The 25,656-nt window shown below is 63.7% G+C and carries 28 protein-coding genes and 2 tRNA genes; 20 read left to right on the forward strand and 10 right to left on the reverse strand.

What is annotated here, in order from left to right:
• Window positions 1–17 precede the first annotated feature (17 nt).
• From JV18_RS0101585 to JV18_RS0101600, 4 genes are all read left to right on the forward strand, one after another.
• Window positions 18–2,336, forward strand: a complete 2,319-nt coding sequence (locus JV18_RS0101585) for a ribonuclease R family protein (protein WP_033073152.1) — start codon at window positions 18–20, stop codon at window positions 2,334–2,336.
• 83 nt (window positions 2,337–2,419) lie between these two features.
• Window positions 2,420–3,391, forward strand: a complete 972-nt coding sequence (locus JV18_RS0101590; RefSeq protein WP_033073153.1) for a glucokinase — start codon at window positions 2,420–2,422, stop codon at window positions 3,389–3,391.
• Window positions 3,392–3,467: 76 nt separating this feature from the next.
• The gene (locus JV18_RS0101595; RefSeq protein ID WP_033073154.1) at window positions 3,468–4,004 is read left to right on the forward strand and encodes a dihydrofolate reductase family protein; all 537 of its coding nucleotides are present in this window, start codon (window positions 3,468–3,470) and stop codon (window positions 4,002–4,004) included.
• On the forward strand, window positions 4,001–4,588 hold the full coding sequence (locus tag JV18_RS0101600) for a TetR/AcrR family transcriptional regulator (RefSeq protein ID WP_033073155.1): 588 nt from the start codon (window positions 4,001–4,003) through the stop codon (window positions 4,586–4,588). Before JV18_RS0101595 ends, JV18_RS0101600 begins: the two co-directional genes overlap by 4 nt.
• Before the next feature lie 33 nt (window positions 4,589–4,621).
• Here JV18_RS0101600 and JV18_RS0101605 read toward each other — a convergent pair.
• Window positions 4,622–4,712 (reverse strand) — tRNA-Ser (locus tag JV18_RS0101605).
• A 75-nt stretch (window positions 4,713–4,787) separates the two neighbouring features.
• On the opposite strand from JV18_RS0101605, the gene JV18_RS0101610 reads away from it, so the two are divergent.
• The gene (locus JV18_RS0101610; protein ID WP_033073156.1) at window positions 4,788–5,702 is read left to right on the forward strand and encodes a peptidylprolyl isomerase; all 915 of its coding nucleotides are present in this window, start codon (window positions 4,788–4,790) and stop codon (window positions 5,700–5,702) included.
• 15 nt (window positions 5,703–5,717) lie between these two features.
• Window positions 5,718–6,032 carry a DUF1905 domain-containing protein gene (locus JV18_RS0101615; protein WP_033073157.1) on the forward strand — a complete coding sequence of 105 codons (315 nt, stop codon included), beginning with the start codon at window positions 5,718–5,720 and terminating at the stop codon, window positions 6,030–6,032.
• Here the strand turns inward: JV18_RS0101615 and JV18_RS15695 are convergent.
• Complete coding sequence (locus tag JV18_RS15695) at window positions 6,022–6,150, reverse strand: hypothetical protein (RefSeq protein ID WP_268746257.1); 129 nt, start codon at window positions 6,148–6,150, stop codon at window positions 6,022–6,024. The two genes, JV18_RS0101615 and JV18_RS15695, sit on opposite strands and share 11 nt — an antisense overlap.
• Before the next feature lie 115 nt (window positions 6,151–6,265).
• Between JV18_RS15695 and JV18_RS0101620 the strand changes: the two genes are divergently transcribed.
• Both JV18_RS0101620 and JV18_RS0101625 read left to right on the forward strand, forming a co-directional pair.
• A tRNA-Thr gene (locus JV18_RS0101620) sits at window positions 6,266–6,340 on the forward strand.
• A 97-nt stretch (window positions 6,341–6,437) separates the two neighbouring features.
• Window positions 6,438–7,814: a glycoside hydrolase family 140 protein gene (locus JV18_RS0101625; protein ID WP_052071672.1), complete on the forward strand. Its 1,377-nt coding sequence runs from the start codon at window positions 6,438–6,440 to the stop codon at window positions 7,812–7,814.
• Window positions 7,815–7,871: 57 nt separating this feature from the next.
• On the opposite strand, the gene JV18_RS0101630 is transcribed toward JV18_RS0101625, so the two are convergent.
• Window positions 7,872–8,750: a LysR substrate-binding domain-containing protein gene (locus JV18_RS0101630; RefSeq protein WP_033074813.1), complete on the reverse strand. Its 879-nt coding sequence runs from the start codon at window positions 8,748–8,750 to the stop codon at window positions 7,872–7,874.
• 152 nt (window positions 8,751–8,902) lie between these two features.
• Here JV18_RS0101630 and JV18_RS0101635 point away from each other — a divergent pair, with 152 nt between their 5' ends.
• Window positions 8,903–11,239 (forward strand): CDC48 family AAA ATPase, encoded by a 2,337-nt coding sequence (locus JV18_RS0101635; RefSeq protein WP_033073158.1) that lies wholly within the window; start codon window positions 8,903–8,905, stop codon window positions 11,237–11,239.
• Between the two features lie 32 nt (window positions 11,240–11,271).
• Here the strand turns inward: JV18_RS0101635 and JV18_RS0101640 are convergent, their stop codons facing one another.
• A complete protein-coding gene (locus tag JV18_RS0101640) occupies window positions 11,272–11,559 on the reverse strand; it encodes a chorismate mutase (RefSeq protein WP_033073159.1) in 288 nt (95 codons plus the stop codon).
• A 107-nt stretch (window positions 11,560–11,666) separates the two neighbouring features.
• Here JV18_RS0101640 and JV18_RS0101645 point away from each other — a divergent pair, with 107 nt between their 5' ends.
• The 4 genes from JV18_RS0101645 to JV18_RS0101660 all read left to right on the forward strand — a co-directional run bounded on the left by JV18_RS0101645 (window position 11,667) and on the right by JV18_RS0101660 (window position 15,903).
• Entirely contained in the window at window positions 11,667–12,680 is a 1,014-nt protein-coding gene (locus tag JV18_RS0101645) for a polyprenyl synthetase family protein (RefSeq protein WP_033073160.1), read from the forward strand.
• Window positions 12,681–12,708: 28 nt separating this feature from the next.
• Complete coding sequence (locus tag JV18_RS0101650) at window positions 12,709–13,095, forward strand: DUF1801 domain-containing protein (RefSeq protein ID WP_033073161.1); 387 nt, start codon at window positions 12,709–12,711, stop codon at window positions 13,093–13,095.
• Window positions 13,092–15,560 (forward strand): ATP-dependent helicase HrpB, encoded by a 2,469-nt coding sequence (gene hrpB, locus JV18_RS0101655; RefSeq protein ID WP_033073162.1) that lies wholly within the window; start codon window positions 13,092–13,094, stop codon window positions 15,558–15,560. Before JV18_RS0101650 ends, hrpB begins: the two co-directional genes overlap by 4 nt.
• A gap of 64 nt (window positions 15,561–15,624) precedes the next feature.
• On the forward strand, window positions 15,625–15,903 hold the full coding sequence (locus JV18_RS0101660) for an ETC complex I subunit (RefSeq protein ID WP_033074814.1): 279 nt from the start codon (window positions 15,625–15,627) through the stop codon (window positions 15,901–15,903).
• Between the two features lie 82 nt (window positions 15,904–15,985).
• Here JV18_RS0101660 and JV18_RS0101665 read toward each other — a convergent pair whose 3' ends face one another.
• From JV18_RS0101665 to JV18_RS0101685, 5 genes are all read right to left on the reverse strand, one after another.
• On the reverse strand, window positions 15,986–16,210 hold the full coding sequence (locus JV18_RS0101665) for a DUF4170 domain-containing protein (protein WP_033073163.1): 225 nt from the start codon (window positions 16,208–16,210) through the stop codon (window positions 15,986–15,988).
• A gap of 79 nt (window positions 16,211–16,289) precedes the next feature.
• Window positions 16,290–16,682 (reverse strand): hypothetical protein, encoded by a 393-nt coding sequence (locus JV18_RS0101670; protein ID WP_033073164.1) that lies wholly within the window; start codon window positions 16,680–16,682, stop codon window positions 16,290–16,292.
• A 1-nt stretch (window position 16,683) separates the two neighbouring features.
• Window positions 16,684–17,142, reverse strand: a complete 459-nt coding sequence (locus tag JV18_RS14545; RefSeq protein WP_052071673.1) for a hypothetical protein — start codon at window positions 17,140–17,142, stop codon at window positions 16,684–16,686.
• Window positions 17,142–17,540, reverse strand: coding sequence for a phage holin family protein (locus JV18_RS0101680; protein ID WP_235302720.1), 399 nt, complete (start codon window positions 17,538–17,540; stop codon window positions 17,142–17,144). The genes JV18_RS14545 and JV18_RS0101680 overlap by 1 nt, the downstream gene beginning before the upstream one ends.
• 64 nt (window positions 17,541–17,604) lie before the next feature.
• Entirely contained in the window at window positions 17,605–18,153 is a 549-nt protein-coding gene (locus tag JV18_RS0101685; protein ID WP_052071674.1) for a hypothetical protein, read from the reverse strand.
• A gap of 203 nt (window positions 18,154–18,356) precedes the next feature.
• Between JV18_RS0101685 and eno the strand changes: the two genes are divergently transcribed.
• The 7 genes from eno to JV18_RS0101720 all read left to right on the forward strand — a co-directional run bounded on the left by eno (window position 18,357) and on the right by JV18_RS0101720 (window position 24,548).
• Window positions 18,357–19,631, forward strand: coding sequence for a phosphopyruvate hydratase (eno, locus tag JV18_RS0101690; RefSeq protein ID WP_033073165.1), 1,275 nt, complete (start codon window positions 18,357–18,359; stop codon window positions 19,629–19,631).
• 109 nt (window positions 19,632–19,740) lie between these two features.
• Window positions 19,741–20,025, forward strand: coding sequence for an FtsB family cell division protein (locus JV18_RS0101695; protein ID WP_235302721.1), 285 nt, complete (start codon window positions 19,741–19,743; stop codon window positions 20,023–20,025).
• A gap of 191 nt (window positions 20,026–20,216) precedes the next feature.
• Entirely contained in the window at window positions 20,217–21,287 is a 1,071-nt protein-coding gene (gene pdhA, locus JV18_RS0101700) for a pyruvate dehydrogenase (acetyl-transferring) E1 component subunit alpha (RefSeq protein ID WP_033073167.1), read from the forward strand.
• A 1-nt stretch (window position 21,288) separates the two neighbouring features.
• On the forward strand, window positions 21,289–22,668 hold the full coding sequence (locus JV18_RS0101705) for a pyruvate dehydrogenase complex E1 component subunit beta (RefSeq protein WP_033073168.1): 1,380 nt from the start codon (window positions 21,289–21,291) through the stop codon (window positions 22,666–22,668).
• A gap of 47 nt (window positions 22,669–22,715) precedes the next feature.
• Complete coding sequence (locus tag JV18_RS0101710) at window positions 22,716–23,396, forward strand: hypothetical protein (RefSeq protein ID WP_033073169.1); 681 nt, start codon at window positions 22,716–22,718, stop codon at window positions 23,394–23,396.
• 91 nt (window positions 23,397–23,487) lie between these two features.
• Window positions 23,488–24,201 carry a serine O-acetyltransferase EpsC gene (gene epsC / locus JV18_RS0101715; RefSeq protein ID WP_033073170.1) on the forward strand — a complete coding sequence of 238 codons (714 nt, stop codon included), beginning with the start codon at window positions 23,488–23,490 and terminating at the stop codon, window positions 24,199–24,201.
• Entirely contained in the window at window positions 24,201–24,548 is a 348-nt protein-coding gene (locus JV18_RS0101720; protein WP_033073171.1) for a DUF2794 domain-containing protein, read from the forward strand. Before epsC ends, JV18_RS0101720 begins: the two co-directional genes overlap by 1 nt.
• A gap of 48 nt (window positions 24,549–24,596) precedes the next feature.
• On the opposite strand, the gene JV18_RS0101725 is transcribed toward JV18_RS0101720, so the two are convergent.
• Window positions 24,597–25,499, reverse strand: a complete 903-nt coding sequence (locus tag JV18_RS0101725; protein WP_033073172.1) for an SDR family oxidoreductase — start codon at window positions 25,497–25,499, stop codon at window positions 24,597–24,599.
• Between the last annotated feature and the right edge of the window lie 157 nt (window positions 25,500–25,656).

The following is a 25,656-nucleotide window of genomic DNA, read 5'->3' on the forward strand; positions in this document are numbered from 1 at the left end:
CGCTTAAAGGGGGGACTATGCCCTCTTCCAGAAAAGCTTCGCGCAATTCCACAAAGGCTGCGCCGACCGGTTTGCCTTCGCCCGATGACATTCTTCGCTTCATCGAACAAAGCCCCGGCGCCGTCGGCAAGCGGGAGATTGCCAAGCATTTCGCCTTGCGCGGCGCCGACAAGATCGCGCTGAAGGCGTTGCTCAAGGATATGACCGACGAAGGGCTGGTCGATATGGCGCCGGGGCGCGCCTTCCACAAACATGGCGGACTGCCCCGCGTCACCGTGCTGCGCGTAGCGTCCGTGGAGGGCGATACGGTCTGGGCCGTGCCTGAGCGTTGGGAAGGCAGCGCGCCGCCGCCACGCCTGCGCGTGATGGAAAAGGGCCGCCGCAACGCGCTGGGCGTCGGAGATCGCATCCTTGCGCGCACCGAGGAGCGCGGAAAGGGGCATGTCGCCCACCCGATGAAAAAGCTTCAGGCCGGGGGTGAAACGATCATCGGCGTGCTGGTCACCGATACCGGGCCGGGCGGCAAGCCCATGACCTGGCTGCGCCCTGCTGACAAGCGCGCGCGGTTCGATTTTGCCGTCGCCGATATGGGCGATGCCGCCATCGGCGACCTCGTCCGCGCCGAATTGTCCGGGCGCGGCCCCGCGACCAAGGCGCGGGTGGTGGACCGTATCGGCGATCCTTTTGCCCCGCGCTCGCTCAGCATGATCGCCATCGCCCGGCACGAAATCCCCCATGTCTTTGGCGAGGACGTCATCGCCGAGGCCGAGACGGCGGCAAAGCTCTCCCTCTCGCCCGAAGGGCGCGAGGATCTGCGCCATCTGCCGATATTGGCCATCGACCCCGCCGATGCGCGCGACCATGATGATGCGGTGTGGGCTGCGCCCGACGACGATCCCGCGAACAAGGGCGGCTGGCACGCCATCGTCGCGATTGCCGATGTCAGCTATTATGTGCGCGCCGACAGCACGCTCGACCGCGAGGCGCGGCGGCGCGGCAACAGCGTCTATTTCCCCGATCAGGTGGTGCCGATGCTGCCCGAAACCCTGTCTGCCGGCGTCTGTTCGCTGAAGGCGGGGGAGGACCGGGCGGCGATGGCGTGCCATCTGGTGATCGACAAGCAGGGTAGGCTGGTGTCGTGGCGCTTCACGCGGGCGCTGGTGCGGCTTCACGCCAATATCGCTTATGAACGCGCGCAGGCGGCCTATGACGCGGGGGAAGCGGACGCGGGTTGGGACGAGGCCGTGCTGCCGGCCTTGCAGAATCTCTGGGGCTGCTGGAAATTGCTCGCCAGGGCGCGCGATACGCGCACGCCGCTCGACCTAGACCTGCCTGAACGGCAGGTGATGCTCGACGAGGCGGGCAATATCGCCGAAATTCGCGTGCGCGAACGGCTCGACGCGCACCGGCTGATCGAGGATTATATGATCGCGGCCAATGTCGCGGCAGCGAAGGCGCTGGAAGCGAAGAAGTCGCCGGTCATGTACCGCATCCACGAGCCGCCGAGCCGCGAAAAGCTTGTCAGTCTCAAGGATTATCTCGACACATTCGACCAGAGTTTCGCGCTGGGGCAGGTGATCACCCCGGCGGTGTTCAACCGGCTGATCGACGGCTTTGCCGGTGACGACCGCTTGCCCGAGATCATGCAGGCAATCCTGCGCAGCCAGACGCAGGCCTATTATGGCCCCGCCAATGCCGGGCATTTCGGCCTTGCGCTCGGCAGCTACGCCCATTTCACCTCGCCGATCCGCCGCTATGCCGATCTGATTGTTCACCGCGCGCTTGTCGATGCGTACAAGCTGGAGGTGCCGGGCAAGCCCAAGGGGCTGCCCGAACGCACCGGGCTGGGCGAGGCCGACCGCAAGGGGCTGGCGCGCATCGGGGAGGCGATCAGCGCGCTCGAACGCCGCGCGATGGAGGCGGAGCGCGAAACGGTCGATCGCTATGTCGCGGCCTATCTTGCGGGCAAGGTGGGTGAGATTGTGCAGGCGCGGATCACCGGGGTGCAGCCCTTTGGCTTCTTCGCGACGGTTGACGGGCTGGGGGGCGACGGCCTTGTCCCCGTCTCGACACTGGGCAGCGAACGCTTCTATTATGACGAGGCCGCGCGCACGCTCGACAGCGAACATGGCCGGGTCAGCTATAGCGTGGGGCAGCGGCTCGAGCTGCGGCTGATGGATGCCAATCCCGTCAGCGGCGCGCTGCGCTTCGAACTGCCCGACGCACCCGAAGGCGGCGCGCGCTCCCGCCCGCCGCGCCGTGACGGAAAGGGCAAGCATGTGGTCGGCCGCCGCGGGCGTCCCGGCAATGTCCGCCACCAGGGACGGCGGCGCTAGGACCCGGCGCATAGCTATGCGGGTTGCTTTGTGCCCGCCGGACGACATGGCTGCGCCAAGGGACAAAGAGTGAGAGGGATGCGATGAGCGAAAAAATCGTCACGGTGGATATTGGCGGAACCCATGCGCGTTTCGCTATCGCCGAAGTCGAGAAGGGGCGCTGCGTCGCGCTGGGCGAGCCGACCACGCTCCACACCGATGATCATGCCAGCTTTCAGACCGCGTGGCAGGATTTCGAGCAGCGTCAGGGCGGTACTCTCCCGCGCGCAGTCGCCATTGCCATCGCCGGGCCGACGCGCGGCGATGTGATCCGCTTTACCAACACCCCCTGGATCATCCGTCCCGCGCTGATCGGCGAAAAGCTGGATGTCGACCGCTATGTGCTGGTCAATGATTTCGAGGCCGTCGGCCATGCGGTGGCGCGGGTCGATGATAGCTATTTCGAGCGGCTCGCCGGTCCCGACGAGCCGCTGCCCGTCGAAGGCACGATCAGCGTGATCGGGCCGGGCACCGGGCTGGGCGTCGCGCATATCTGGCGTGATGAAAACAGCTACCGCGTCCAGGCGACCGAGGGCGGGCATATCGACTTCGCCCCGCTCGACAATATCGAGGATGCGATATTGGCGCGGCTACGCAAAAGGCATCGCCGCGTCTCGGCCGAGCGTGTCGTCTCCGGCCCTGCCATCGTCGACATCTACGAAACGCTGGCCGCGCTCGAAGGACGGCCGGTGACCCCGCTGGAGGACAAGGAAATCTGGACCCGCGCGCTGGAAGGGCGCGACAGTCTCGCCGCCGCCGCGGTCGACCGCTTCTGCCTGTCTCTCGGCAGCGTCGCGGGCGATCTCGCCCTGGCACAGGGGGCAAAGGCCGTCGTCATCGCGGGCGGCCTCGGCCTCCGCATCCGCGACAGCCTGATCGGCTCGGGCTTTCCCGAACGCTTCGTCGCCAAGGGACGCTTTGAACATTATATGGCGAGCCTGCCGGTCAAGCTCATCACCCATCCCCAGCCGGGTCTCTTCGGCGCCGCTGCCGCCTTTGCGCGGCAATATGGGTGAGTGCGGGGAGAGCTGACTCATTGACACATATCTTACTCCCGTTAATTATACCTTGTATAATTAACGGGAGTATCCTGTGGTAACTGGACATATATTCATCGCCTCGAGCCTCGATGGCTTTATCGCTCGTGAAAACGGGGACCTTGATTGGCTTCTCAAATATGAGGGAGCAGGCGAGGATCATGGCTATGACGCCTTCATCCAGGATATCGACGTCATCATCATGGGGCGGGGCACTTATGAAGCGGTGCGAAAAATGGGGCCCTGGTTCTATACCCGCCCTGTCACCGTCCTGTCGGCCCGGCTTGCACAGCAGAAGGTGCCGCAGGAATTGCAAGGCAAAGTGCGCTTTTCGGACGAGACGCCAGCCGATGTCATGGCGAGGCTGAGCGACGAGGGTGCGCGCCGCGCCTATGTCGATGGGGGAGCAGTCATCCGCTCGTTCCTCGAGAATCAATTGATCAGCGACATGGTTCTCACGCGCGTACCCATTTTGCTCGGTGCGGGGCGTCCTCTCTTTGGCGGGGCTTCTCGCGATGTGGCGCTTGTTCACAGGGAGACCAGGTCCTTTCCGTCCGGTCTCGTCCAATCGCGCTATGAGGTAGAAAGGTGACGACCCGGCGGCGGGGGCGGCCCTCTGCTGATGGTCAGGCTGTTTCCCCCGACGCCATTGTCGCGGAGGCGTTGCGGATACTCGATGCCGAAGGTCTCGATCGTTTGACGATGCGCGCGCTGGCCCAGCGGGCAGGCGTCAACCCCATGACCATTTATCATCATTTCACCGACCGGGACGGGCTTATCAAGGCGCTGGCGGAAAGGGCCTATGCCCATCTTTCCGCGCCGCCCAGCGGCAGCAGGCAGGACAGGGTGCGCCACCTGCTTGGCGGATATTATTCCGGAGTCGTTCGCTATCCCGATTTGACCTTGGCGATCTTTGCGCGGCCTACATTATTTCCCGATCGCGCGCGGGCGATCACCGGCGCGCTGGCCGATTTGCTCGGGGAACATGGCGGCCAGCCTCGCTGGACCCATATATTGATTGATTACACCCACGGTGCAGCTCTCGCGGCAGCGCATCGAACGGTCGAGCCGAGGGATCACGCCTCAAAAGAGGCCCTGCGCGAAGACTTCGACGCCGGGCTCACCGAATTGTTGGAAGCCTTTGCCCAGTCGGCGGAGCGGACGACAACAGCATAACGCGGCGGGCGAGAAATCAAGATAAGCCGTGCTTGGCGGAGCGGGTGGGATTCGAACCCACGATACGGTTTTGCCGTATACTCACTTTCCAGGCGAGCGCCTTCGACCACTCGGCCACCGCTCCGCATTGCACTGGAAGGCGCGCCCTAATGGTTTCGCGGGGCTTTCGCAAGTCGCTTGGGCGTGGCAGACAGATGCAATGATCCATCGCCTTCTTGCGGCCTCCATGGCCCTCGCGCTCGCTCTTCCCGGCCATGCAGCCGAGAGCGGAGTTTCACCTGCCGAAATCGTCGCCACCGCGCCCGCTGCGGCCTGGGTTACGATTGCGCCCAAGGATCTGCTTGTGATGGATCTGGCACCGGATGCGGCGGGTAAGGGGCGCCAAGTTGTCATCCAGTTGATGCCCGCACCCTTCGCCCGGGGATGGGTCGGCAATATCCGCAAGCTGGCCGCTGCCCATTGGTGGGATGGCATGGCGATCACCCGCGTGCAGGATAATTATGTCGTCCAATGGGGCGACCCCGATGCCGAGGACGCGGCCAAAGCCAAGCCGCTGCCCAAGGATTTGGCGGTGATGGGCGAGGGGGACTATGTCGTCGCAGGCGCGCCACCTTCGCGCGGCCCGGAGAAGGACGCCTATGCCGCTGCTACCGGCTTTTATGCCGGCTGGCCCATCGCCTATGACAAGGAGGGGCAATGGCCCGTACATTGCTATGCCATGGTTGGCGTGGGCCGCAATTTATCGCCCGACACGGGAACCGGCGCAGAGCTTTACACGGTGATCGGCCATGCCCCGCGCCATCTTGACCGCAATATCGCGCTGGCGGGGCGGGTGATCAGCGGGATTGAGCATCTCTCCAGCCTGCCGCGCGGCACGGGGGCGCTGGGCTTTTATGAAGATCCGGCGGAACGGACAATGATTCGCCAAATTCGTATGGGAAGCGACTTGCCACAGGCGGAGCAGCCGCAACTGCAATATCTCTCGACCGAAAGCGCCAGCTTCACGCGCTATGCCGACGCCCGGGCCAATCGCCGGGATGCCTTTTTCATCCGGCCCGCGGGCGGCGCGGATATATGCAATATCCCGGTTCCGGTGCGCGTAACCCCGCAATAGCGGCGTGCGGGGACCATGGAGGATTTCACTGTCACGACCCGGCTCTGGCGCTGGCAGTCGGCGAGCGGGCCGGGGGCGTGGTTCTTCCTCACCATCGACGGGGAGGCGGCTGACAACATCCGCATGGCAGCGCTGAGCGGGCAATGGCTGGAAAAGCGGCGCGGGTTCGGCTCGGCCAAGGTGCAGGCGTGCATTGGCGCGACGCGGTGGAGCACGTCGCTCTTTCCGCACAAGCAGAGCGGCGGCTGGCTGCTGCCGGTCAAGGCGGCGGTTCGCAAGGCAGAGGGGCTGGCCGAAGGCGCTGCGGTGACGGTGACCGTCAGTCTTTAGCGCTGTTTTCGGCCTCGGCATCGCGAGCCTGCGCCTTGCGCTTGCGCAAATTGGCGCGGAGGGCTTCGGCGAGGCGTTTTTCGCGTTCTTGTTCGCTGGGGGCGGGTTTCCTGTTCACGCTGCGGCAATCGTGTGAAAAAGCATTTTCGTCAAGCCTCACGCCTTGACAGGCGAGGGGCGTCCCGCCATAGGCCGCGCCTGTCCGGCGAACTTATGTCGCCCGGCTTTCCGGCGCTGCTGTAGCTCAGTGGTAGAGCACTCCCTTGGTAAGGGAGAGGCCGCGAGTTCAATCCTCGCCAGCAGCACCACTTCCCGTTTTTGCAAAAGTTTCTTTCTCCCTCTTGCGTTCAAACGATCTCTCCATAAAGTCACTTAATGACACCGGTTACCAATGGGGAGAAGGCCATGACCATCAAAAAGGACATTTCGCGCTGGGCGTTGTCGTGCACGGCCGGATTGCTGCTGCTGGCTCCTTGGCACCAGGGGGCAGCCCAGGAGAAGGCTGCGGAGCTTCGAGTGGCACAAAATGGACGGCATTTGGTCGCCGCCGACGATGTTCCCTTTTTCTATCTCGCGGACACCGCATGGGCGATGTTCCATCGACTGAACCGAGAAGAGGTTGATGCCTATTTGAAGGATCGCGCAAAAAAGGGCTTTAATGTCATTCAAGCTGTGGTTCTGGCCGAGCTGGGCGGAATAACAGAGCCCAATTCTTATGGCGATATGGCGCTGCTGGATGGAAACCCTGCCACGCCCAACCCTGCATATTTTCGTCACGTGGACTATGCCGTTCGACGTGCGAACGAGCAGGGATTAGCCATTGGGTTGCTGCCGTCGTGGGGGCGCTATTGGCGGGATGGAAAGGAGCAGATTTTCGATGTGGAAAGCGCCGAAATCTTCGGAGAGTATCTGGGGAAGCGATATCGCCATGCCAATCTGATCTGGATATTGGGCGGCGATTCCAATGTCCGCTCTGCCAAGGAACGAAAAATTATTGATGCCATGGCCCGTGGATTGCGAAAAGGAGATGGCGGGCGGCATTTGATTAGCTTTCATCCACGAGGTCCCGGCTTGGCTTCCAAGCAGCTTGGCGATGCAAAATGGCTGGATTTTTACATGAGCCAGTCGTCCCATGCCGCCCGTGATCTGGATACCGGACTGTACATCGAACATGATCGTCGAATGCAACCCCGACGTCCGGTTATTGACGGCGAGCCACGCTATGAAGGCATTCCTGTGGGCTTTTACAATCAGGGCCATGATCCCAGATTGCGTTTCGACGACACTGATACGCGGCAAGCGGGTTGGTGGGCGCTTCTCGCCGGGGCGGCGGGGCATAGCTACGGGAATAATAATGTTTGGCAGATGTGGACGACGGCAAGGGAGCCCGCCATCGGAGCCAACCGCCCCTGGATCGAAGCCCTGGATGATCCAGGGGCCCGCCAGGCCGGATATCTGCGTCGCTTTGCAGAAGCGCATGATTTTGCAAATTGGGAGCCCCGGCAGGACCTCATTCTTGATGGTTCCCTGTCTGGTCCGGCCAAAATTCGTGCGGCGCGAGCCCGCGATGGGCACCGTATTATCGTCTACTCCCCGCGCGGAGAGCCGTTTACGCTCGACTTGGGAGAGGTGAATGGGGCCATGCACAATCAATCGTGGTTTGATCCGCGCTATGGCGTTTCCTACAAATTTCGAACAGAACAAAGCCATGGAATCCAGGCCTTTGTTCCGCCTTCATCGGGGCGCGGGCAGGACTGGGTTCTAGTGCTGGAGAGCCAATAGGGGGTTCGCCCCCTATGATAGCTTGGAACGCAGTCCGCGCATATTCTGCCCTACTGATCAGATTTTAGCCGCCAGCAGCCAGTCGTGGAACAGTTTGACCGCGGGTTGGCGGAGCGCGCGGGGGCGGCAGACGAACCAATAGCTGTAGGGGCTGTCGACATCATGGTCGAACAGGCGGACGAGGCGCGGGTCGTGGGCATCGTCGAAATGATGGCCGTGCATGAAGGCCACGCCAATGCCCTGCGCGGCGGCTTCGAGCATCAGCGGTCCCGAATCGAAATAGTCGGTCGCGGCGGGCTCCAGCCAGGGCATGCCGACCGCCTTTTTCCATTCGAGAAAGGTTTCGGGCATTTCGCGGTGGAGCAGGATCGTCACCCGCTGCAATTGTTCCGGGACGGTGATCGGCCGCTCGCCGTCATCGAGCGTGCGCGCGGCGATGGGGAAAACCTTGTCCTGATCGAGCCGCGCCGCATAAAGCGCCGGGTCGATCGAGCGGGCGAGGGTGATCGCCGCGTCGATCCCGTCGCCAAGCCGCGCTTCGGCATGCGACAGGGTTTCAATGTCGATATGCAGTTCGGGATGCGCGCGGCGAAGCTCGGGAAGGCGCGGAAACAGGCGCTGCTGCGCGAACAGCGGCAGGATATTCAGCCGCAGGCGCAGCGTCGCGTCGGGGCTGGACGCCTTTTCGATGACGCTGCGCAGATCATCGAGGATCGGCCATAGCTGCCCTTGCAGCTCGCGTCCGGCCTCGGTCAGGCTCAGCCCATGGTGATGGCGGTTGAAAAGCGGGCGGCCGATCGCATGTTCCAGCGTCTGGATACGCCGCGACAGGGCGGGCATCGACAGGCCAAGCTCCAGCGCGGCCGCCTTGACCGTGCCGTGGCGTGCGACCTCCAGAAAGGCCTCCATGCTGCTAAGGGGTGGAAGTCGTGCCATATTCCCGTCCTGCGCGATGATGGCATGATGCGCGCGGAACCGCCACAGGAAATTGTGCATTGCATCATGAAAGTGGAATCGCTGGGGGGTCGTAAAAGCAAATTGATCACCCTATCTTTCCGATATTCATAGCATTTCGCAGGAGAGACGCCTTGGCCGACGCGGCGACAAAAGAAAAACAGGTGAAACTGCAGGTGGCGAATGCCCGGGCCGAGGAAAGCGGTGGGGGCGTTGCGCGCATTCCCCGCGCGGTCATGGCCGAACTGGGCCTGGCCGAAGGCGATGTTGTGCAGATTCGCGGCAAGCGCGACACGGTCTCACGGGTGATGGCGCCCTATGCCGAGGATGAGGGGCTGAATGTCATCCGCCTCGACGGTCTGCAACGCGCCAACGCCGACGCCGGTGCGGGCGATATGGTGGTGCTGAGCCGGGTCGACATGCGCCCCGCGACCCGCGTGACCTTTGCTCCCGCACAGCAGAATCTGCGCCTGCAAGGCTCCGCAATCGCTCTGAAACGCAGCTTTTTCGGTCGGCCGCTGGTTGCGGGTGATGCGGTGGCGACCGCGGGGCAACAGCGCCTGCCCTCGGGCGATATGCCCCCGCAGCTTCGTCAGATGCTCAACGCACCGGCCTATGCCTTGGCCGAAGTGCGTCTGCTCGTCGTGTCGGCGGCGCCCAAGGGCGTCGTCTATATCGACGAGAATACCGAGGTAGAGCTGCTTCCCGAATATCAGGAGCCGCAGGATGCGCGGCGCACCGATGTCACCTATGACGATCTGGGCGGGCTGGGTGATACGATCGACCAGCTTCGCGAAATGGTCGAACTGCCGCTGCGCTATCCCGAACTTTTCCGCCGGCTGGGCGTCGACCCGCCGCGCGGGGTGCTGCTCCATGGGCCGCCGGGAACGGGCAAGACCCGGCTGGCGCGCGCGGTCGCCAATGAAAGCGACGCGCAATTTTTCCTGATCAACGGCCCCGAAGTCATGGGCTCTGCCTATGGCGAGTCCGAAAAGCGGCTGCGCGAGATTTTCGAGGCCGCGGCCAAGGCGGCCCCTTCGATCCTGTTCATCGACGAAATCGATTCGATCGCGCCCAAGCGCGGGCAGGTGCAGGGCGAGGCTGAAAAGCGCCTTGTCGCCCAGCTTTTGACGCTGATGGACGGGCTGGAGCCGCGCACCAATCTGGTCGTCATCGCCGCGACCAATCGCCCCGATGCGATTGACGAAGCGCTGCGGCGGCCGGGCCGCTTTGACCGCGAAATCGTCATCGGCGTTCCCGATGAAAGCGGGCGGCGCGAGATTTTGGGCATCCACACGCGCGGGATGCCGCTTGCGGAAGATGTCGATCTCGCCGAGCTCGCGCGCACGACCTTCGGCTTCGTCGGGGCTGATATGGCGGCGCTGACACGCGAAGCCGCGATTGAGGCGGTGCGGCGCATCATGCCGCGGATCAACCTCGAAGAAGGAACGATCCCGCCCGAAGTGCTGGAAGAAATCCGCGTTACGCGCGCCGATTTTCTCAACGCGCTGAAACGGGTGCAGCCCTCTGCCATGCGCGAGGTGATGGTGCAGGCGCCCTCCATTCGCTGGAAGGATATTGGCGGGCTCGACGATGCTCGCGACAAGATGATGGAAGGGATTGAGCTTCCGCTCAAGCATCCGGAGGCCTTCCGCCGCCTCGGCATTCGTCCGGCCAAGGGGTTCTTGCTCTATGGGCCGCCAGGAACGGGGAAAACCTTGCTCGCCAAGGCGACCGCGCGCGAATCGGACGCCAATTTCATCGCGATCAAATCATCGGACCTTTTGTCCAAATGGTATGGAGAGAGCGAGCAGCAGATTGCGCGCCTGTTCGCGCGCGCCCGCGCTGTTGCGCCGACGATCATATTCATCGATGAGCTGGACAGCCTGGTTCCCGCGCGCGGCAGCGGCGCGTCGGGTGAGCCGCAGGTCACCGAGCGTGTCGTCAACACCATCCTGGCGGAGATGGACGGGATAGAGGAAATGCAGTCGGTCGTCGTCATCGGCGCGACCAACCGCCCCAATCTGATCGACCCCGCCTTGCTGCGCCCCGGCCGGCTCGATGAGCTGATCTATGTATCGGTCCCCGATAAGGGCGGTCGGCAGCGCATCCTTGAGATCCATACGGCCAAAATGCCGCTGGCGGACAATGTCGACCTGCCGGCGCTCGCTGAAAAGGCGGATCGTTTCACAGGGGCCGATCTGGAAGATCTTGTGCGCCGGGCCGGGCTGGCAGCGCTCAAACGCTCCATGGACAGCGAAACGGTGACCATGGAAGACTTTGAATCCGCGCTCAAGGACACCCGCGCATCGGTGACCGAAGCGATGGAACGCGAATATGAAAAAATCCAGGGTGAGATCAAGCAGAAGGCGCGTAGCGCCGATCCTATCGGCTTTTTCGCGCCCGGCATGCTGAAGCCCGTGCGCGAGCAAAAGCATGAGCCGGAGGAAGCGGCGAAGAAGGAGCGCTGATCCTTGCTGTCAAGCTGGGCGGGCGGCGTGGATTATCCGCCGCTCTCCCGCTTGGCCTGTTCATGGTGGCGGATCACTTCCTCGATAATGAAGCGCAGAAATTTCTCGCTGAACTCAGGGTCCAGATCAGCTTCGCGGGCCAGCGAGCGCAGTCGTTCGATCTGACGTTCCTCGCGTCCGGGATCGGCGGGGGGCAGTCCTTCGCGGGCCTTGAGCTCGCCTACCGCCTTGGTCACCTTGAATCGTTCCGCCAGCATATAGACGAGCGCGGCGTCGATATTGTCGATGCTCTGACGATAATGGCTCAACTGATCCTGCATGACGGTGCGGCTCCCTTTTTGCGCCGCACGCTTGGCACCGACCAGGGGGCGGTGGCAAGCCGAAAGTCATTGCAAAATCCTCCCCGCTTGGCCAAGGCGAGGCCATTATGACTGCCGAAATTCATCAGCTCCACGGCGACCGCCCGCCTTCGCTCGAACCGATGATGGCGCTTGTCGCCGCCGATATGAATGAAGTGAACGCGGTCATATTGGACCGGATGCAGTCCGACGTGCCGCTGATCCCGGAACTCGCCGGTCATCTGATCGCCGGGGGTGGCAAGCGGATGCGCCCGATGCTGACCCTCGCTTGCGGCAAGCTGCTGGGCTATCCGGGGCAGCGCCATTGCAAGCTTGCCGCCGCGGTCGAGTTTATTCACACCGCGACGCTGCTTCACGATGATGTCGTCGATGGCTCTGACCTGCGGCGCGGGCGCAAGACGGCGAATATCATCTGGGGCAACAGCGCCTCGGTACTCGTCGGCGATTTCCTGTTCAGCCGCGCCTTTGAGGTGATGGTCGAAGATGGTTCGCTGAAAGTGCTCAAGATACTTTCGCGCGCCTCGGCGGTCATCGCCGAGGGCGAGGTCAACCAGCTTTCGGCGCAGCGCCGCATCGAAACCAGCGAGGATCAATATCTCGCGATCATCAATGCCAAGACGGCGGAGCTTTTCGCCGCCGCCAGCAAGATAGCCGCGGTTGTCGCTGAACGCGACGACGCGACCGAGGCGGCGCTCGACGCCTATGGCCGCAATCTCGGCATCGCCTTTCAGCTTGTCGATGATGCCATCGACTATGTCTCCGACGCTGAAACCATGGGCAAAGGCGTTGGCGATGATTTTCGCGACGGGAAGATCACCCTGCCGGTGATCCTCGCCTATGCGCGCGGCACCGCCGAAGAGCGCGAGTTCTGGAAACAGGCGATGGTTGGCCACCGCTCGTCCGATACGGATCTCGCCCATGCGACCGGCCTGCTCCACAAGCATGGCGCCATTGAAGATACACTCGCCCGCGCGCGCCATTATGGCCAGCGCGCGGTCGATGCCATCGGCACATTCGGCGCAAGCCAGGCCAAATCGGCGCTGACCGAAGCGGTCGCTTTTGCGGTGGCGCGCGCTTATTGAGCCTTCATCGGGGGAAGGGGAGCAGGCGATGAGCATGGGACCGGCAGCCTCCAGCCCCGATGCCTATATCGCCGCGCTGTCGGGGTGGCAGCGCGACCGGGCCGAAATGATGCGCGCGGCGATCATGGGTGCGGCCCCCTTTGAAGAAACCATCAAATGGACCAATCTGGTGTTTCTGGCCAAAGGGCCGTGCATCTTGATCCGTGCCGAGGAAAGCCGCGTGCTGCTGGGTTTCTGGCGCGGCATAAGGCTGCGGGGGCTCGACCCGCGGATCAAGGCCAGCGGCAAATATGAACTGGGCAATCTGATCCTGACCGAGGAGATGGTGGTGACACCGGACAGCGTCGCTGAGCTTGCCGCCGAGGCCTTTCGCCTCAATCAGCAGCTTGGCGATCCGACGGCGCTGCGCGCATGAAGGCGCTACCGATTGATGCCGTGTTGCCCGATGTGGCGGCAGCGCTGGCCCTGAAACCCAATGTCGTGGTCGTGGCGCCGCCGGGCGCGGGCAAGACGACGCGCATCGCCCCGGCTTTGCTCGATCAGCCCTGGTGCCGCGATGCAGTCTGGCTGCTCTCGCCCCGCCGCCTGTCGGCGCGGGCGGCGGCGGAGCGCATTGCCGAGGAAATGGGCACGGATATTGGCGAAACGGTGGGCTATGCCACCCGGCTCGACAGCAAACAGTCGGACAAGACGCGCCTTTTGGTGATGACGCCGGGTCTGTTCCGCAATCGCATCCTCGCCGACCCGGAGCTGAAGGGCGTCTCGGCGGTGCTGTTCGACGAAGTGCATGAGCGCAGCCTCGACAGCGATTTCGCGCTCGCCCTTGCCATCGACGCGCAGCAGGGGCTGCGCGAGGATCTGCGGCTGGTCGCCATGTCCGCCACGCTCGACGGCGCGCGCTTCGGCGCGCTGCTCGGCAATGCGCCGCTCGTCAAAAGCGAAGGGAAAAGCTGGCCGCTCGACATTCGCTATATCAGCCGCCGCGCCGAAGACCGGCTGGAGGCGAGCATCCTTGGCGCCGTGCGGCAGGCGATGGCGGAGGAGGCCGAGGGCGATATGCTCGCCTTCCTGCCCGGCGCGGCGGAAATCGAACGCGCGGCGAATGCGGTGGAGGAGGCGCGGTTGCCCTTGGCCGTCCACCGGCTTCACGGCCAGATCGACCCCGCGCTGCAACGCAAGGCGCTGCTTCCCGACGCGCACGGGCAGCGCAAGCTGATCCTCGCGACCAGCATTGCCGAGACCAGCCTGACGATAGAGGGCGTGCGGATCGTCATCGACGCGGGCCTGTCGCGGCGTCCGCGTTTCGACAAGGCGGCGGGCCTTGCCCGGCTCGTCACCGAACGCGCGAGCCAGGCCTCCGCCACCCAGCGGGCGGGCCGCGCCGCGCGGCAAGGGCCGGGGGTGGCCTATCGTTTGTGGGAAGAGGCGGCGACAGCGGGAATGCCGCCGTTCGACCCGCCCGAAATCCACGAAAATGACCTGATGCCCGTCGTTCTCGACTGCGCGAGCTGGGGTATTATCGACCCGCGCCAGCTTGGCTGGCTCGATCCGCCGTCCCCGGCAGCAGTCGCGGAGGCGAAAAAGCGGCTGCAGGGGATCGGCGCGCTGGGCGAGGATGGGCGCATCACCCCCGCGGGCCGCGCTCTCGCCTCCATTCCCTTGCCCGTGCCGCTCGCGCATATGCTGATCGAGGCGGGCCGGGCCGGTCATGCCGATGTGGCGGGGCGGCTCGCGGTATTGCTGACCGAGCCGGGGCTGGGCGGGCGCGACGTCGATATCGAAACGCGGCTTCAGCGGTGGCAGGGGGGCCGGGGCGGGCGCGGCGCAGCAGCGGCGCGGCTGGCGCAGCGGCTTGCCAGACTCGCAGCACAGGTCGGAGGCGAGCAGGGCTCATTATCGGCCGATGAGCGGTCACCCGGCGGCTGGGTCGCCACAGCCTGGCCCGAGCGGGTCGCGCGCAAACGCGCCGGGCAGGACGGCGAATATCTGAGCGTCGGGGGACGCGCCTATCGGCTCGATCCGCTCGACCCGCTGGCACGCAGCGAATGGCTCGCCATCGCCGATGCCCAAGGCCATGCGGCGGGGGTACGGATTCTCGCGGCGGCGGCGTTGACGGCGGAAGAAGTGGAGGCGCTCTTCGCCGACAATATCGTGCAGCATCACGCAAGCCTTTATGATGCCGACAGCGACCGGGTCGACCATCGGCGCGAGCGGCGGCTGGGCGCTATCGCCCTGTCGCGCGGGCAGGCCCCGCGCGGCGATCATGCCGAGGAGGATGTCGCGGTTCGCCTCGCGGTGGTGCGCGCCAAGGGGCTGGGACTCATCGAATGGGGCGCAGAGGCGCAGGCGCTGCGCCAGCGTGCCTCCTTTGCCGGGCTCGACACGCTGTCCACCGCCGCACTCGCCGACAGTCTCGATCTGTGGCTCGCACCGCTTTTGCCCCGCTGCCGGGGGCTGCGTGACATTGGCGACCGCGCGCTTGCCGATGCGCTTGCGGGGCTGCTCGACTGGCCCGCGCGGCAATTGCTCGAAAAGCTGGCGCCCGCCGATTATGCGACCCCGGCGGGCAGCCGGCACCATATTGACTATGGGGCGCCCGGCGGGCCGACGGTCAGTGTCCGGGTCCAGGAACTTTTCGGGCTGACCCGCCACCCCATGGTGGGTGATCCGCCGGTGCCGCTCGTGCTCGCGCTGACCTCGCCCGCGCATCGCCCCATCCAGACGACACGCGACATCGCCAGTTTCTGGGCCGGAAGCTGGCGCGAGGTCGCACGCGAAATGCGCGGCCGCTATCCCAAGCACAGCTGGCCCGACGATCCGGCGAACGCCCGGCCCACGCTGCTGACAAAGGCGGCGCAAGCGCGGCGCGATGCGCGATAAGCCTCTTTCCGCGGGCGCCGCAAAGGGCTAAGGGCCGCATATCGACATGAGCGTGAGGATGATGATGAAAGCGCGTATTTTCCAGAAGCCCAAAAATGCCATGCAGTCTGGCCGTGCCGGCACGCATCGCTGGATTTTGGAATTTGCGCCTGCCGAAGCGCGCAAGCCTGATCCGCTGATGGGCTGGGCAGGAAGCGGGGATACGCGGCGACAGATTCGGTTGAGCTTTGCCAGCCGCGACGAAGCCATGGCTTATGCTGAACGTTATGGCATTTCGGCCGAAATCATCGATACCCCGCCGCGTGCGCTGAAAATTCAGGCTTACGCCGATAATTTTCGGTGAATTAAAAAGGGCGCCTCAGGCGCCCTTTTTGCTTTGCCGGTAGCTCTAGATGGCCAGCCTGCTGCGGGCCCGTCCGGGCGGCTCAGCCTTCACCTTCGACATCGGGTTCCAGCAGCTTGTGCAGATGCACGACGACATACTTCATCTCGGCGTCATCGACGGTGCGCTGCGCGGCGGCGCGCCATGCTTTTTCAGCGCTTTTATAATCCGGAAAAAGACCAACGACGTCGAGTGCCCCCAGGTCTACAAAATCCAGACCTTGAGGGTCGCTGACGCGACCGCCGAAAACCAGATGCAGCTTGCTCATTACTTTCTTCCTTGACGTAAGGCGCGGGGGGAGGAGAGGGCAAAGCCCCTAACAGCGCCGCGCCGTTACGGCAAGCGGGTCAGTCTTCGCGCGATCCCGACCCCTTGGGCAGAAGCGAGCCCAAAATGGCACCCACCGCAATCGCGCCCGCGAGCAGGGTCAGCGGCTGCTCATGGGCGACCTGCTTCAGCTTGCTGTTCGCGCGCTTGGCCTGAACCTTGCCTTTTTCCAGCGCCTGGGCGGTGGCTTCGCGGGCGGTCTCGGCATGTTCGCGCCCTTTTGCGGCCAGCTCGCCAGTGGCGACGCGCGTGCGGTCGGCCAATTCGCTCGTCGCGGCGCGGGCGCGGCCATAGCCGTCCTGAATGCGCGCGCGCGCAGCATCGGCGGTCTGGCGGGCGGTGTCGGCGGTGCGCTCGGCCAGTTCGCTGGCCTTGGCGCGGGTGTCGCGGGCGGTTTCACCAAAGGGTTTCATGTCACTTTTCCTCTGCATATTGTGTCATATCATCATCCGAAGCGGGGCTAGCCTCCGCCTCTTCATCTTCATCACCGAAGGCCGGTTCATCCCCTTCCTCGGCTATATCCCCTTCCTCTTCGCCCGCCCTATCGCCGACCCCGAAGAAGGCGGCGACCCCGTCGGCCCATTCGCCCATTTTCTGCACCGCTTTCGGGGCATGTTTCTGGATCGGCTCGCGAAATACCCAGGCGAGCCCGGCTATGGCAGCCAGCGTCAGCGGGACGCGGTGCGCGCGAAATTCCTCATGCACGATATAGGCAATATCCTCCGCCGTTTCCTCGGCCCGGCGCTTGCCGCGATCGAGCAGCGCCTGCGGGCGAAAAGCGTCGCGCGTGGCGGTCGCCCGGCGGCGAAGTTCGGCGCGTTGCAGCATCGAGCGCCGCGCGGCGTTGATCAGGCGGGCACGTGATCCCGGCATCAGTCCGGCTCCCCTTCCTGTGAAAGATCGCGTTTCAGCGCGATCCGCACATCGTCGACGCCCTCCTTGGCGCGCCATCCCGCGAAAGCGGCAATGGCGAGCAGCAGGCCCACCACGATCAGCGTGGCGAACAGCGGGCCGACATGCGGGATCAGCGCCAATATCGCGCCAAAAGCGACGGCGAGCAACGCCACCAGCAGCGCGCAGGCCGCCACAAAACCCCAAGCTGACGCCCATTTGACGCCATAGCGCGCAAGGGCGACCCGCGCCTCGAGCAATTCCAGTTCGGTTTTGGCGGTTCTCGACAGATCGTTCACCAATCCCTCCACCATCGAATCGAGGGGAGAGAGCGGCGGGGAGGAAGGCGTCTGCTTTCCGGGGGCAAAGCCATGGCTCACCCCGTCAAAAGCGGCTCCTTCACTGGATTGCGAATGGTCCTTTGGTTTCGTTGACAAGATGTGATCAGTCGTTGCTCGATCCACCCTTCAACATGCGCGCAAGGACAAAGCCCAGCACGGCGGCGGCGCCGGCGGTCACCGCCGGGTTCTTCTTGACCATATCGCGGGTCGAAGCCGCGAGTTCGTCAAGATCCTTCTTGTCGAGCGTCGAGGCGAGGCCGGCCACCGTGCTGGCGGCGGTGCGCGCATAATCGCCATATTGCTTGCCAAATTTGCTGTCGACCGTGGCGGCGCTGTCTTCGAGCAGCTTGGCGAGGCTTCCGACCGTTTCGGCGGCCTTGTCCTTGCCCTTGGTCGCGGCATCGCGGGCCGCGGCCGAAGCCTGGTTTTTCAGCGTGGTCGCATCTTCCTTCAGCGACGCCGCCTTGCGGCTGGCTTCGGCCTTGATCGTGTCGCGCGTGGCGGCCAGTTGATCGCGAATGGGGCTGTCCTTGGCGGCGCTTTTGACACTGGCGGGCTTGCGCGCCGGCGCTGCCTTTGTCGCAGCGGCCTTGGCGGGGGCTTTGGCGCGGGGAGCAGCTTTCTTGGTGGCGGGAGTAGCGGCCTTGGCCATAAGGGTTATCCTCTTCTTCATTTGGGGGCATCGCCAAAAGGGGAGGCGGCGTCCCGATGCATTTATCAATATATAGCAGGGCGCGCGCTTTGGTTCCATAGGCGCACGAAATTCCTATGCGTCTTGCCTTGCGCGCGCTGCGCCGATAACAGGCACGCGCCTTTTCAACCGCCCCCACACGGGGGCGTCAGCAGGACAAGATCATGACCGCCATCATCGACATTCACGGCCGCGAAATATTGGATAGCCGGGGCAATCCCACGGTCGAGGTTGATGTTCTGTTGGAAGATGGCAGTTTTGGCCGCGCCGCGGTGCCTTCGGGTGCCTCGACGGGCGCGCATGAGGCCGTCGAGCTGCGCGATGGCGACAAGGGGCGGTATCTCGGCAAGGGCGTCACCAAGGCGGTGGCTGCCGTCAATGGCGAAATCGCCGAAGCGCTGATCGGCTTCGACGCCGAAGACCAGCGTGACCTCGACAAGATGATGATCGACCTCGACGGCACGCCCAACAAGGGCCGCCTCGGCGCCAATGCGATTTTGGGCGTCAGCCTGGCAGCGGCCAAGGCGGCGGCGGATGCGCGCGGCCTGCCGCTTTACCGCTATGTCGGCGGTGTCTCGGCGCGCACCTTGCCCGTCCCGATGATGAACATCATCAATGGCGGCGAACATGCCGACAACCCCATCGACGTTCAGGAGTTCATGATCATGCCCGTCGGTGCGGGCAGCATCGCCGAAGCGGTCCGCTGGGGCGCCGAGATTTTCTACACGCTGAAAAAGGGGCTGACGCAAAAGGGTCTCGCCACCGCAGTCGGTGATGAGGGCGGCTTCGCCCCCAATCTGGCCTCGACCCGCGACGCGCTCGATTTCATCGCCGCGTCGGTCGGGCAGGCGGGCTTCAAGCTCGGCAGCGATGTCGTGCTCGCGCTCGACTGCGCCGCGACCGAATTTTTCAAAAATGGCAAATATGAAATCAGCGGCGAAAATCTCTCGCTGACGCCCGAGGAAATGGCCGAATATCTGGCCGCGCTCGTCAATGATTATCCGATCCGCTCGATCGAGGACGGGATGGGCGAAGATGATTTCGCTGGCTGGAAAGCGCTGACCGACCTGATCGGCGATAAATGCCAGCTTGTCGGCGACGATTTGTTCGTCACCAATCCCGTGCGCCTTGAACAGGGCATCAAGGACGGCCTCGCCAATTCGCTGCTGGTGAAGGTCAACCAGATCGGCACCTTGTCGGAAACGCTCGATGCCGTCGATATGGCGCACCGCGCGCGCTACACCGCCGTCATGTCGCACCGTTCGGGCGAGACTGAGGATTCGACGATCGCCGATCTCGCGGTTGCGACCAACTGCGGCCAGATCAAGACCGGCAGCCTCGCGCGCTCCGACCGGCTTGCCAAATATAATCAGCTCATCCGTATCGAGGAGGAGCTGGGCGATATGGCCTATTATCCGGGCGCATCGATTTTCGCTTGATCGCATTGCCGGGGAAAAGCGGCTGACGCTGCTTGACGCCCCGAATCACTTGTGATTCAAGGGGCCTATGACGCAGCGCCATAAAATCCGGAAATCCCTGGGGCGGGCCATGGGCCCCACCCTTGCGCTGCTCGCGGTGACGGCGATGCTCGGCTATGCCATATTCGGCCCCACCGGCCTTTATGCCTGGGGCGAATATAGCCAGTCGGTCGAGAAAAAGAAGATTGTCCTCAGCAAGTTGACCAAGAAGCAGGGCGAGCTGCAAAATCGCGTCAACTTGCTCGACCGCAACCGCGTCGACCCCGATCTGGCGGAGGAATATGTGCGCGAAAAACTGGGCGCCTATCACCCCGACGAGGTGATTATTCCGATGGAGCCGGAGCCCAAGCCCTGACCCGTTGATGTCCTTGTCAGGGCAAAACGGGCTTTTCGACGCGTTGAGACTGGCTTGAAAGGCGCGGAAACGCGCGGGCCTGCCTCTGCATTCGTAACCGCTTCACTTCAAAGCTAGGCAGGCGTTGCCAAGCGGGGCGGGGCGGTCTTATAGGGGCCATGCCGTAACGGCTAGATGCAAAGGAAAACACCTTGGCCAAAGCACCTGCGCGCAAAAGTGACGCGCCAAAAAAATCTGTTTCCACCCCAGCTCCCGCGACCAATCGCGAACAGCCCCGCGACCCCGCGCCCTATGAGGCGACGCCGGAGGAGCTTGAAAAATTCTACCGCGAGATGCTGCTCATCCGCCGCTTTGAGGAAAAGGCGGGTCAGCTTTACGGCCTCGGCCTGATCGGCGGCTTTTGCCACCTTTATATCGGTCAGGAAGCCGTGGCGGTCGGCCTTCAGTCGGCGCTCGACGGCGACAAGGACAGCGTGATCACCGGCTATCGCGACCATGGCCATATGCTCGCCTATGGCATCGATCCCAAGGTCATCATGGCCGAACTCACCGGGCGCCAGGCCGGTATTTCAAAGGGCAAGGGCGGCTCGATGCACATGTTCAGCGTCGAGCATAAATTCTACGGCGGCCACGGCATCGTCGGCGCGCAGGTGTCGCTCGGCACCGGTCTTGCCTTCGCGCATAAATATCGCGGCGACGGCGGCGTTGCCATGGCCTATTTCGGCGATGGCGCGGCGAACCAGGGCCAGGTCTATGAAAGCTTCAACATGGCCGAGCTGTGGAAGCTTCCGATCATTTTCGTGATCGAGAATAACCAATATGCCATGGGCACCAGCGTCAACCGCTCCTCGGCGGAGGACCAGCTTTACCGCCGCGGCGAAAGCTTCCGCATCCCCGGTATGCAGGTCGACGGCATGGACGTGCTCGCGGTGCGCGGCGCGGCCGAATCCGCCCTTGAATGGGTGCGCGCGGGCAAGGGGCCGATCCTGCTCGAGCTCAAAACCTATCGCTATCGCGGCCACTCCATGTCCGACCCCGCCAAATATCGCAGCCGCGAGGAAGTGCAGGCGGTTCGCGACAAGAGCGACGCGATCGAAGGGCTGAAAAAGCTGATGGTCGAGGCCGGTATCGGCGAAGATCGCATCAAGGATATCGACAAGGAAATTCGCGCCATCGTTGCGGAATCGGCGGACTTTGCAGAAAGCGCCCCCGAACCCGACTTGTCTGAACTTTATACCGACGTGCTGGTGGAGCAATATTGAGATGGCGATCGAACTGAAGATGCCGGCGCTTTCGCCGACGATGGAAGAAGGTACGCTCGCCAAATGGCTCGTCAAGGAAGGCGATGAGGTCAAATCGGGCGACATTCTCGCCGAGATTGAGACCGACAAGGCGACGATGGAATTTGAAGCGGTCGACGAAGGCACGATCAGCCAGATATTGGTCGCCGAAGGCACCGACAATGTGAAGGTCGGCACCGTCATCGCGATGATCGCGGGCGAGGGGGAAGACGCCGCTGCGGCGCCTGCGCCTGCACCAGCCAAGGACGAAGCCGCTCCTGCTCCCGCGCCCGCGCCAGCGGCCCCTGCCGCTGCCAACGCGGCCGAGCGCCCCGCACCGACCCAGCGCGCCGCCGATCCCGCCATTCCCGAAGGCACGGCGATGGTGAAGCTCACCGTCCGCGAAGCCTTGCGCGATGCGATGGCCGAAGAAATGCGCAGCGACGACCGCGTATTCGTGATGGGCGAGGAAGTCGCCGAATATCAAGGCGCCTACAAGGTCACCCAGGGCCTGCTCGACGAGTTTGGCGCGCGCCGCGTCATTGACACGCCGATCACCGAACATGGCTTTGCGGGGCTGGGCGCCGGGGCGGCCATGGGCGGCCTGCGTCCGGTCATCGAGTTCATGACGTTCAACTTCGCCATGCAGGCGATTGACCACATCATCAACTCGGCGGCGAAGACCAATTATATGTCGGGCGGCCAGATGCGCTGTCCCATCGTGTTCCGCGGTCCCAATGGCGCGGCTTCGCGCGTGGGCGCGCAGCATAGCCAGAATTATGCGCCCTGGTATGCGAATGTCCCCGGCCTGATCGTGATCTCGCCCTATGACGCGGTCGACGCCAAGGGGCTGCTCAAGGCCGCGATCCGCAGCGAAGACCCGGTCGTTTTCCTCGAAAATGAGCTGCTCTACGGCCGCAGCTTCGAGGTGCCGGATCTTGAGGATTATGTCCTGCCGATCGGCAAGGCGCGCATCATGCGCGAGGGCAGCGATGTCACCATCGTCAGCTATTCGATCGGCGTCGGCCTCGCGCTCGAAGCCGCCGACACGCTGGCGGGTGAGGGCATTGAGGCAGAGGTCATCGACCTTCGCACCCTGCGCCCGCTCGACACCGCAACGGTGCTCGAAAGCCTGAAAAAGACCAACCGCCTTGTGGTGGTTGAGGAAGGCTGGCCGGTTTGCTCGATCGCCAGCGAATTGGCGATGGTCGCGATGGAGCAGGGCTTTGACGATCTCGACGCGCCGGTTACCCGCGTGTGTAACGAGGATGTGCCGCTGCCCTATGCCGCCAATCTCGAAAAGGCCGCGATTGTCGACACGCCGCGCGTGATTGCTGCGGTGAAGGCGGTCTGCAATCGTTAGTGCGTCGCCCCCGCGAAGGCGGGGGCCGTCATCGGCCCGTCGCTTCAATGCCGCATGATCCGCCCCCGACCCCCGTCTTCACGGGGGTGACGGGGGACGTCGGCAGCCTCCCCGACATTCGCGACCCGCGCGTGATGGTCGCCGTGCCGCGCGACCGCCGCGCGGCGATGGCGGCGCTGTGGGCGCTGGCTGAGCGGCTCACGACGCTGCTCATCGACGCGACCGAGCCGCTGATCGGCCAGATCAAGCTCGCCTGGTGGCGTGACATGATGACAATGCTCGCGAGCAATCCGGACGCGCTTCCGAAGGGCGAGCCGTTGCTCGCCGAATTGCAGCAGCATTGGGCCGGGTGCCAGGGACTGGATGCGCTGGTCGACGCGGCCGAGGCAATGCTCGTCGCAAATGAACTGGCGGAGCGGCATGACGCCGCCCTGGCCTTCGGACGCGCGCTCTTCACTCTCTCGGCGGACAGGGCGGGTGATGGCGCGCCGCTCTCGCCGCCATGGGCGCTGCTCTGGGGCGCGATGCTGCAGGGCGAGGAGAACGACGCCCGCGCGCTCCTCGCGGCGGCAAAGGCGGCGCCGAAAACCCCCCGCGCTCGCTTTCGCGGCGCGCGGGCGCTGTTGATGCTCGATCGCTGGGCCGCCTCTATTGCGGCGCATGACGGTGCGCGGCGCTGGCGCGGCGAAGGCCTGCTCCTTCTCCGGCTCGGTTTGTTCGGCCGCTGAGTTGCGGACGGATTAAGTTGCGCCGGGGGTAGAAATGCCTCCACCGAACATCTATCTTGTTCGCTACGCTTAAATCGCAGGGGAAAATGCGATGTTTAATGGCCTGATCGCTTATCTGGATTCGATCAAGGCGCGCGATCCCGCCCCGCGGACGCGCTGGGAAATCCTCCTCTATCCGGGGCTGCTGGCGGTCGGGATGCACCGCATCGCGCATTGGCTGTTCGAAGCCGACATGTTCTTTCTTGCCCGGCTGGTGAACCATATATCGCGTTGGTTGACGGCGATTGATATCCACCCCGGTGCCAAGATCGGTCGCCATCTGTTCATCGACCATGGTTTCACCGTGATCGGCGAAACGGCGGAGATCGGCGACAATGTCACCATTTACCAATGTGTGACGCTGGGCGGGACTGATCCCGCCAATGGTGTCGGCGGAAAACGTCACCCGACCTTGTGCGACGATGTGATCGTCGGGTCGGGCGCGCAGATATTGGGGCCGGTTACCGTGATGGAGCGCGCCCGCGTCGGCGCCAATGCCGTGGTGACAAAGGATGTGCCCGAAGGGGCGGTGATGGTTGGCATTCCGGCCCGTTCCACTCTGCTCGACGCTAGCGAATATTCGCGGGACTTCGTCCCCTATGGCACGCCCTGCAATGAAACATTCGATCCGGCGACACAAAAGGTCGAGATTCTGCAGTGCCAGCTTGAGGTCATGCAGAAACAGCTCGCGGCGCTGATCGCTGAACGCGAAACGGCGGAGGAGGGCGAGGCACCAGCGCGTAAGGGAGGGCGGAAAAGCGCCTGATGGGGACCGTCACACCCTGGCCCCATCCCGGGCGGGCCACCCCCCAACAGACCGGATTTGACCGGCAGGAACTGCTCCGCATCCTCGACCTTTACGGGCGCATGGTCGCGGCGGGTCGCTGGCGCGATTATGCAATGGACTTTCACCGCGACGTCGCGATCTTCTCGGCCTTTCGCCGCGCCGCCGAACGCCCCGAATATCGCATCGAAAAGCGCCCCGCGCTGCGCCACCGTCAGGGCATGTGGGCGCTGGTGTCCGAAGCCGGGGCGATATTGAAGCGCGGCGACGATCTGGCAAACATCCTCGCCCCCGTCGAACGCAAGCTGTTGAAGCTGGTCGAGGATTGAATATCCTTCCCCCGCTCGCAAAAGCGAACGGGGGAGGGACAAGATGCCTCAACCCAGCGCCTGAAGCGCCTTCATCACCACCATCGACTGTTCGCTGCCCGACTGGGGGATGATCTCGCCCTTGCGGTCGATGATCTTGTCCCAATGCTCCGCAATGGCTTCGGGCGTGCGCTCGCCTTCGGGAAGCGCGATGCCCGGCGTCGCGGTGACATAGGCGGCGTGATAGGCGCCTGCGCCCGCGCCGATGATCATATTGGTCGGCGCATCCTCGCTCACCAGATAAAGCGCGGCGGGAACGACATTGTCGGGGGTGAATTTCTCGAACAATTCGGGCGGGAAAATATCTTCGGTCATCCGCGTGCCTGCGACCGGCGCGATGGTGTTGCAGCGGATATTATATTTGGCGCCTTCGAGATGCAGCGTCTTGGTAAAGCCCGCGAGGCCCAGCTTGGCCGCGCCATAATTGGCCTGGCCGAAATTGCCGTACAGCCCCGTCGACGATGCCGTCATCAGGATGCGGCCATAGGCCTGTTCGCGCATCAATTCCCAGCACGCCTTGGTGACATTGGCGCTGCCCATCAGATGGACCTTCACCACCAGGTCGAAATCCTCCATCGTCATCTTGGCAAAGCTTTTGTCGCGCAAGATGCCGGCATTGTTGATCAGGACATGGACGCCGCCCCATTCTTCCTTCGCCTTGGCGACCATTTCTTCCATCTGGCCATATTCGGTGACGCTGCCGCCATTCGACATGGCGGTGCCGCCCGCCGCGCGGATTTCCTCGACCACCTGCAGCGCAGCGTCCGAATGGCCGGTGCCGTCGCGTGCGCCGCCCAGATCGTTGACGACAACCTTTGCGCCGCGCCGCGCAAGCTCAAGGGCATAGGCCCGGCCCAGGCCGCCACCGGCGCCTGTGACAATGGCAACGCGGCCGTCAAAATTGATCGTCATCTTTGTCTCCCCGAATGCGAGTCCCTGAAAAACAGGTTTTACGATAAAACGCGATTGTCCTTAACGCGTCGTCCCCGCGACACAAGGGGGAGAGATAATATTGGCCGCTGCAATATAAATGTCATTCGTCTGACGCCAATTTGTCATCATATATCCA

The sequence above is a fragment of the Sphingopyxis sp. MWB1 genome (assembly GCF_000763945.1).
Classification (GTDB): Bacteria; Pseudomonadota; Alphaproteobacteria; order Sphingomonadales; family Sphingomonadaceae; genus Sphingopyxis.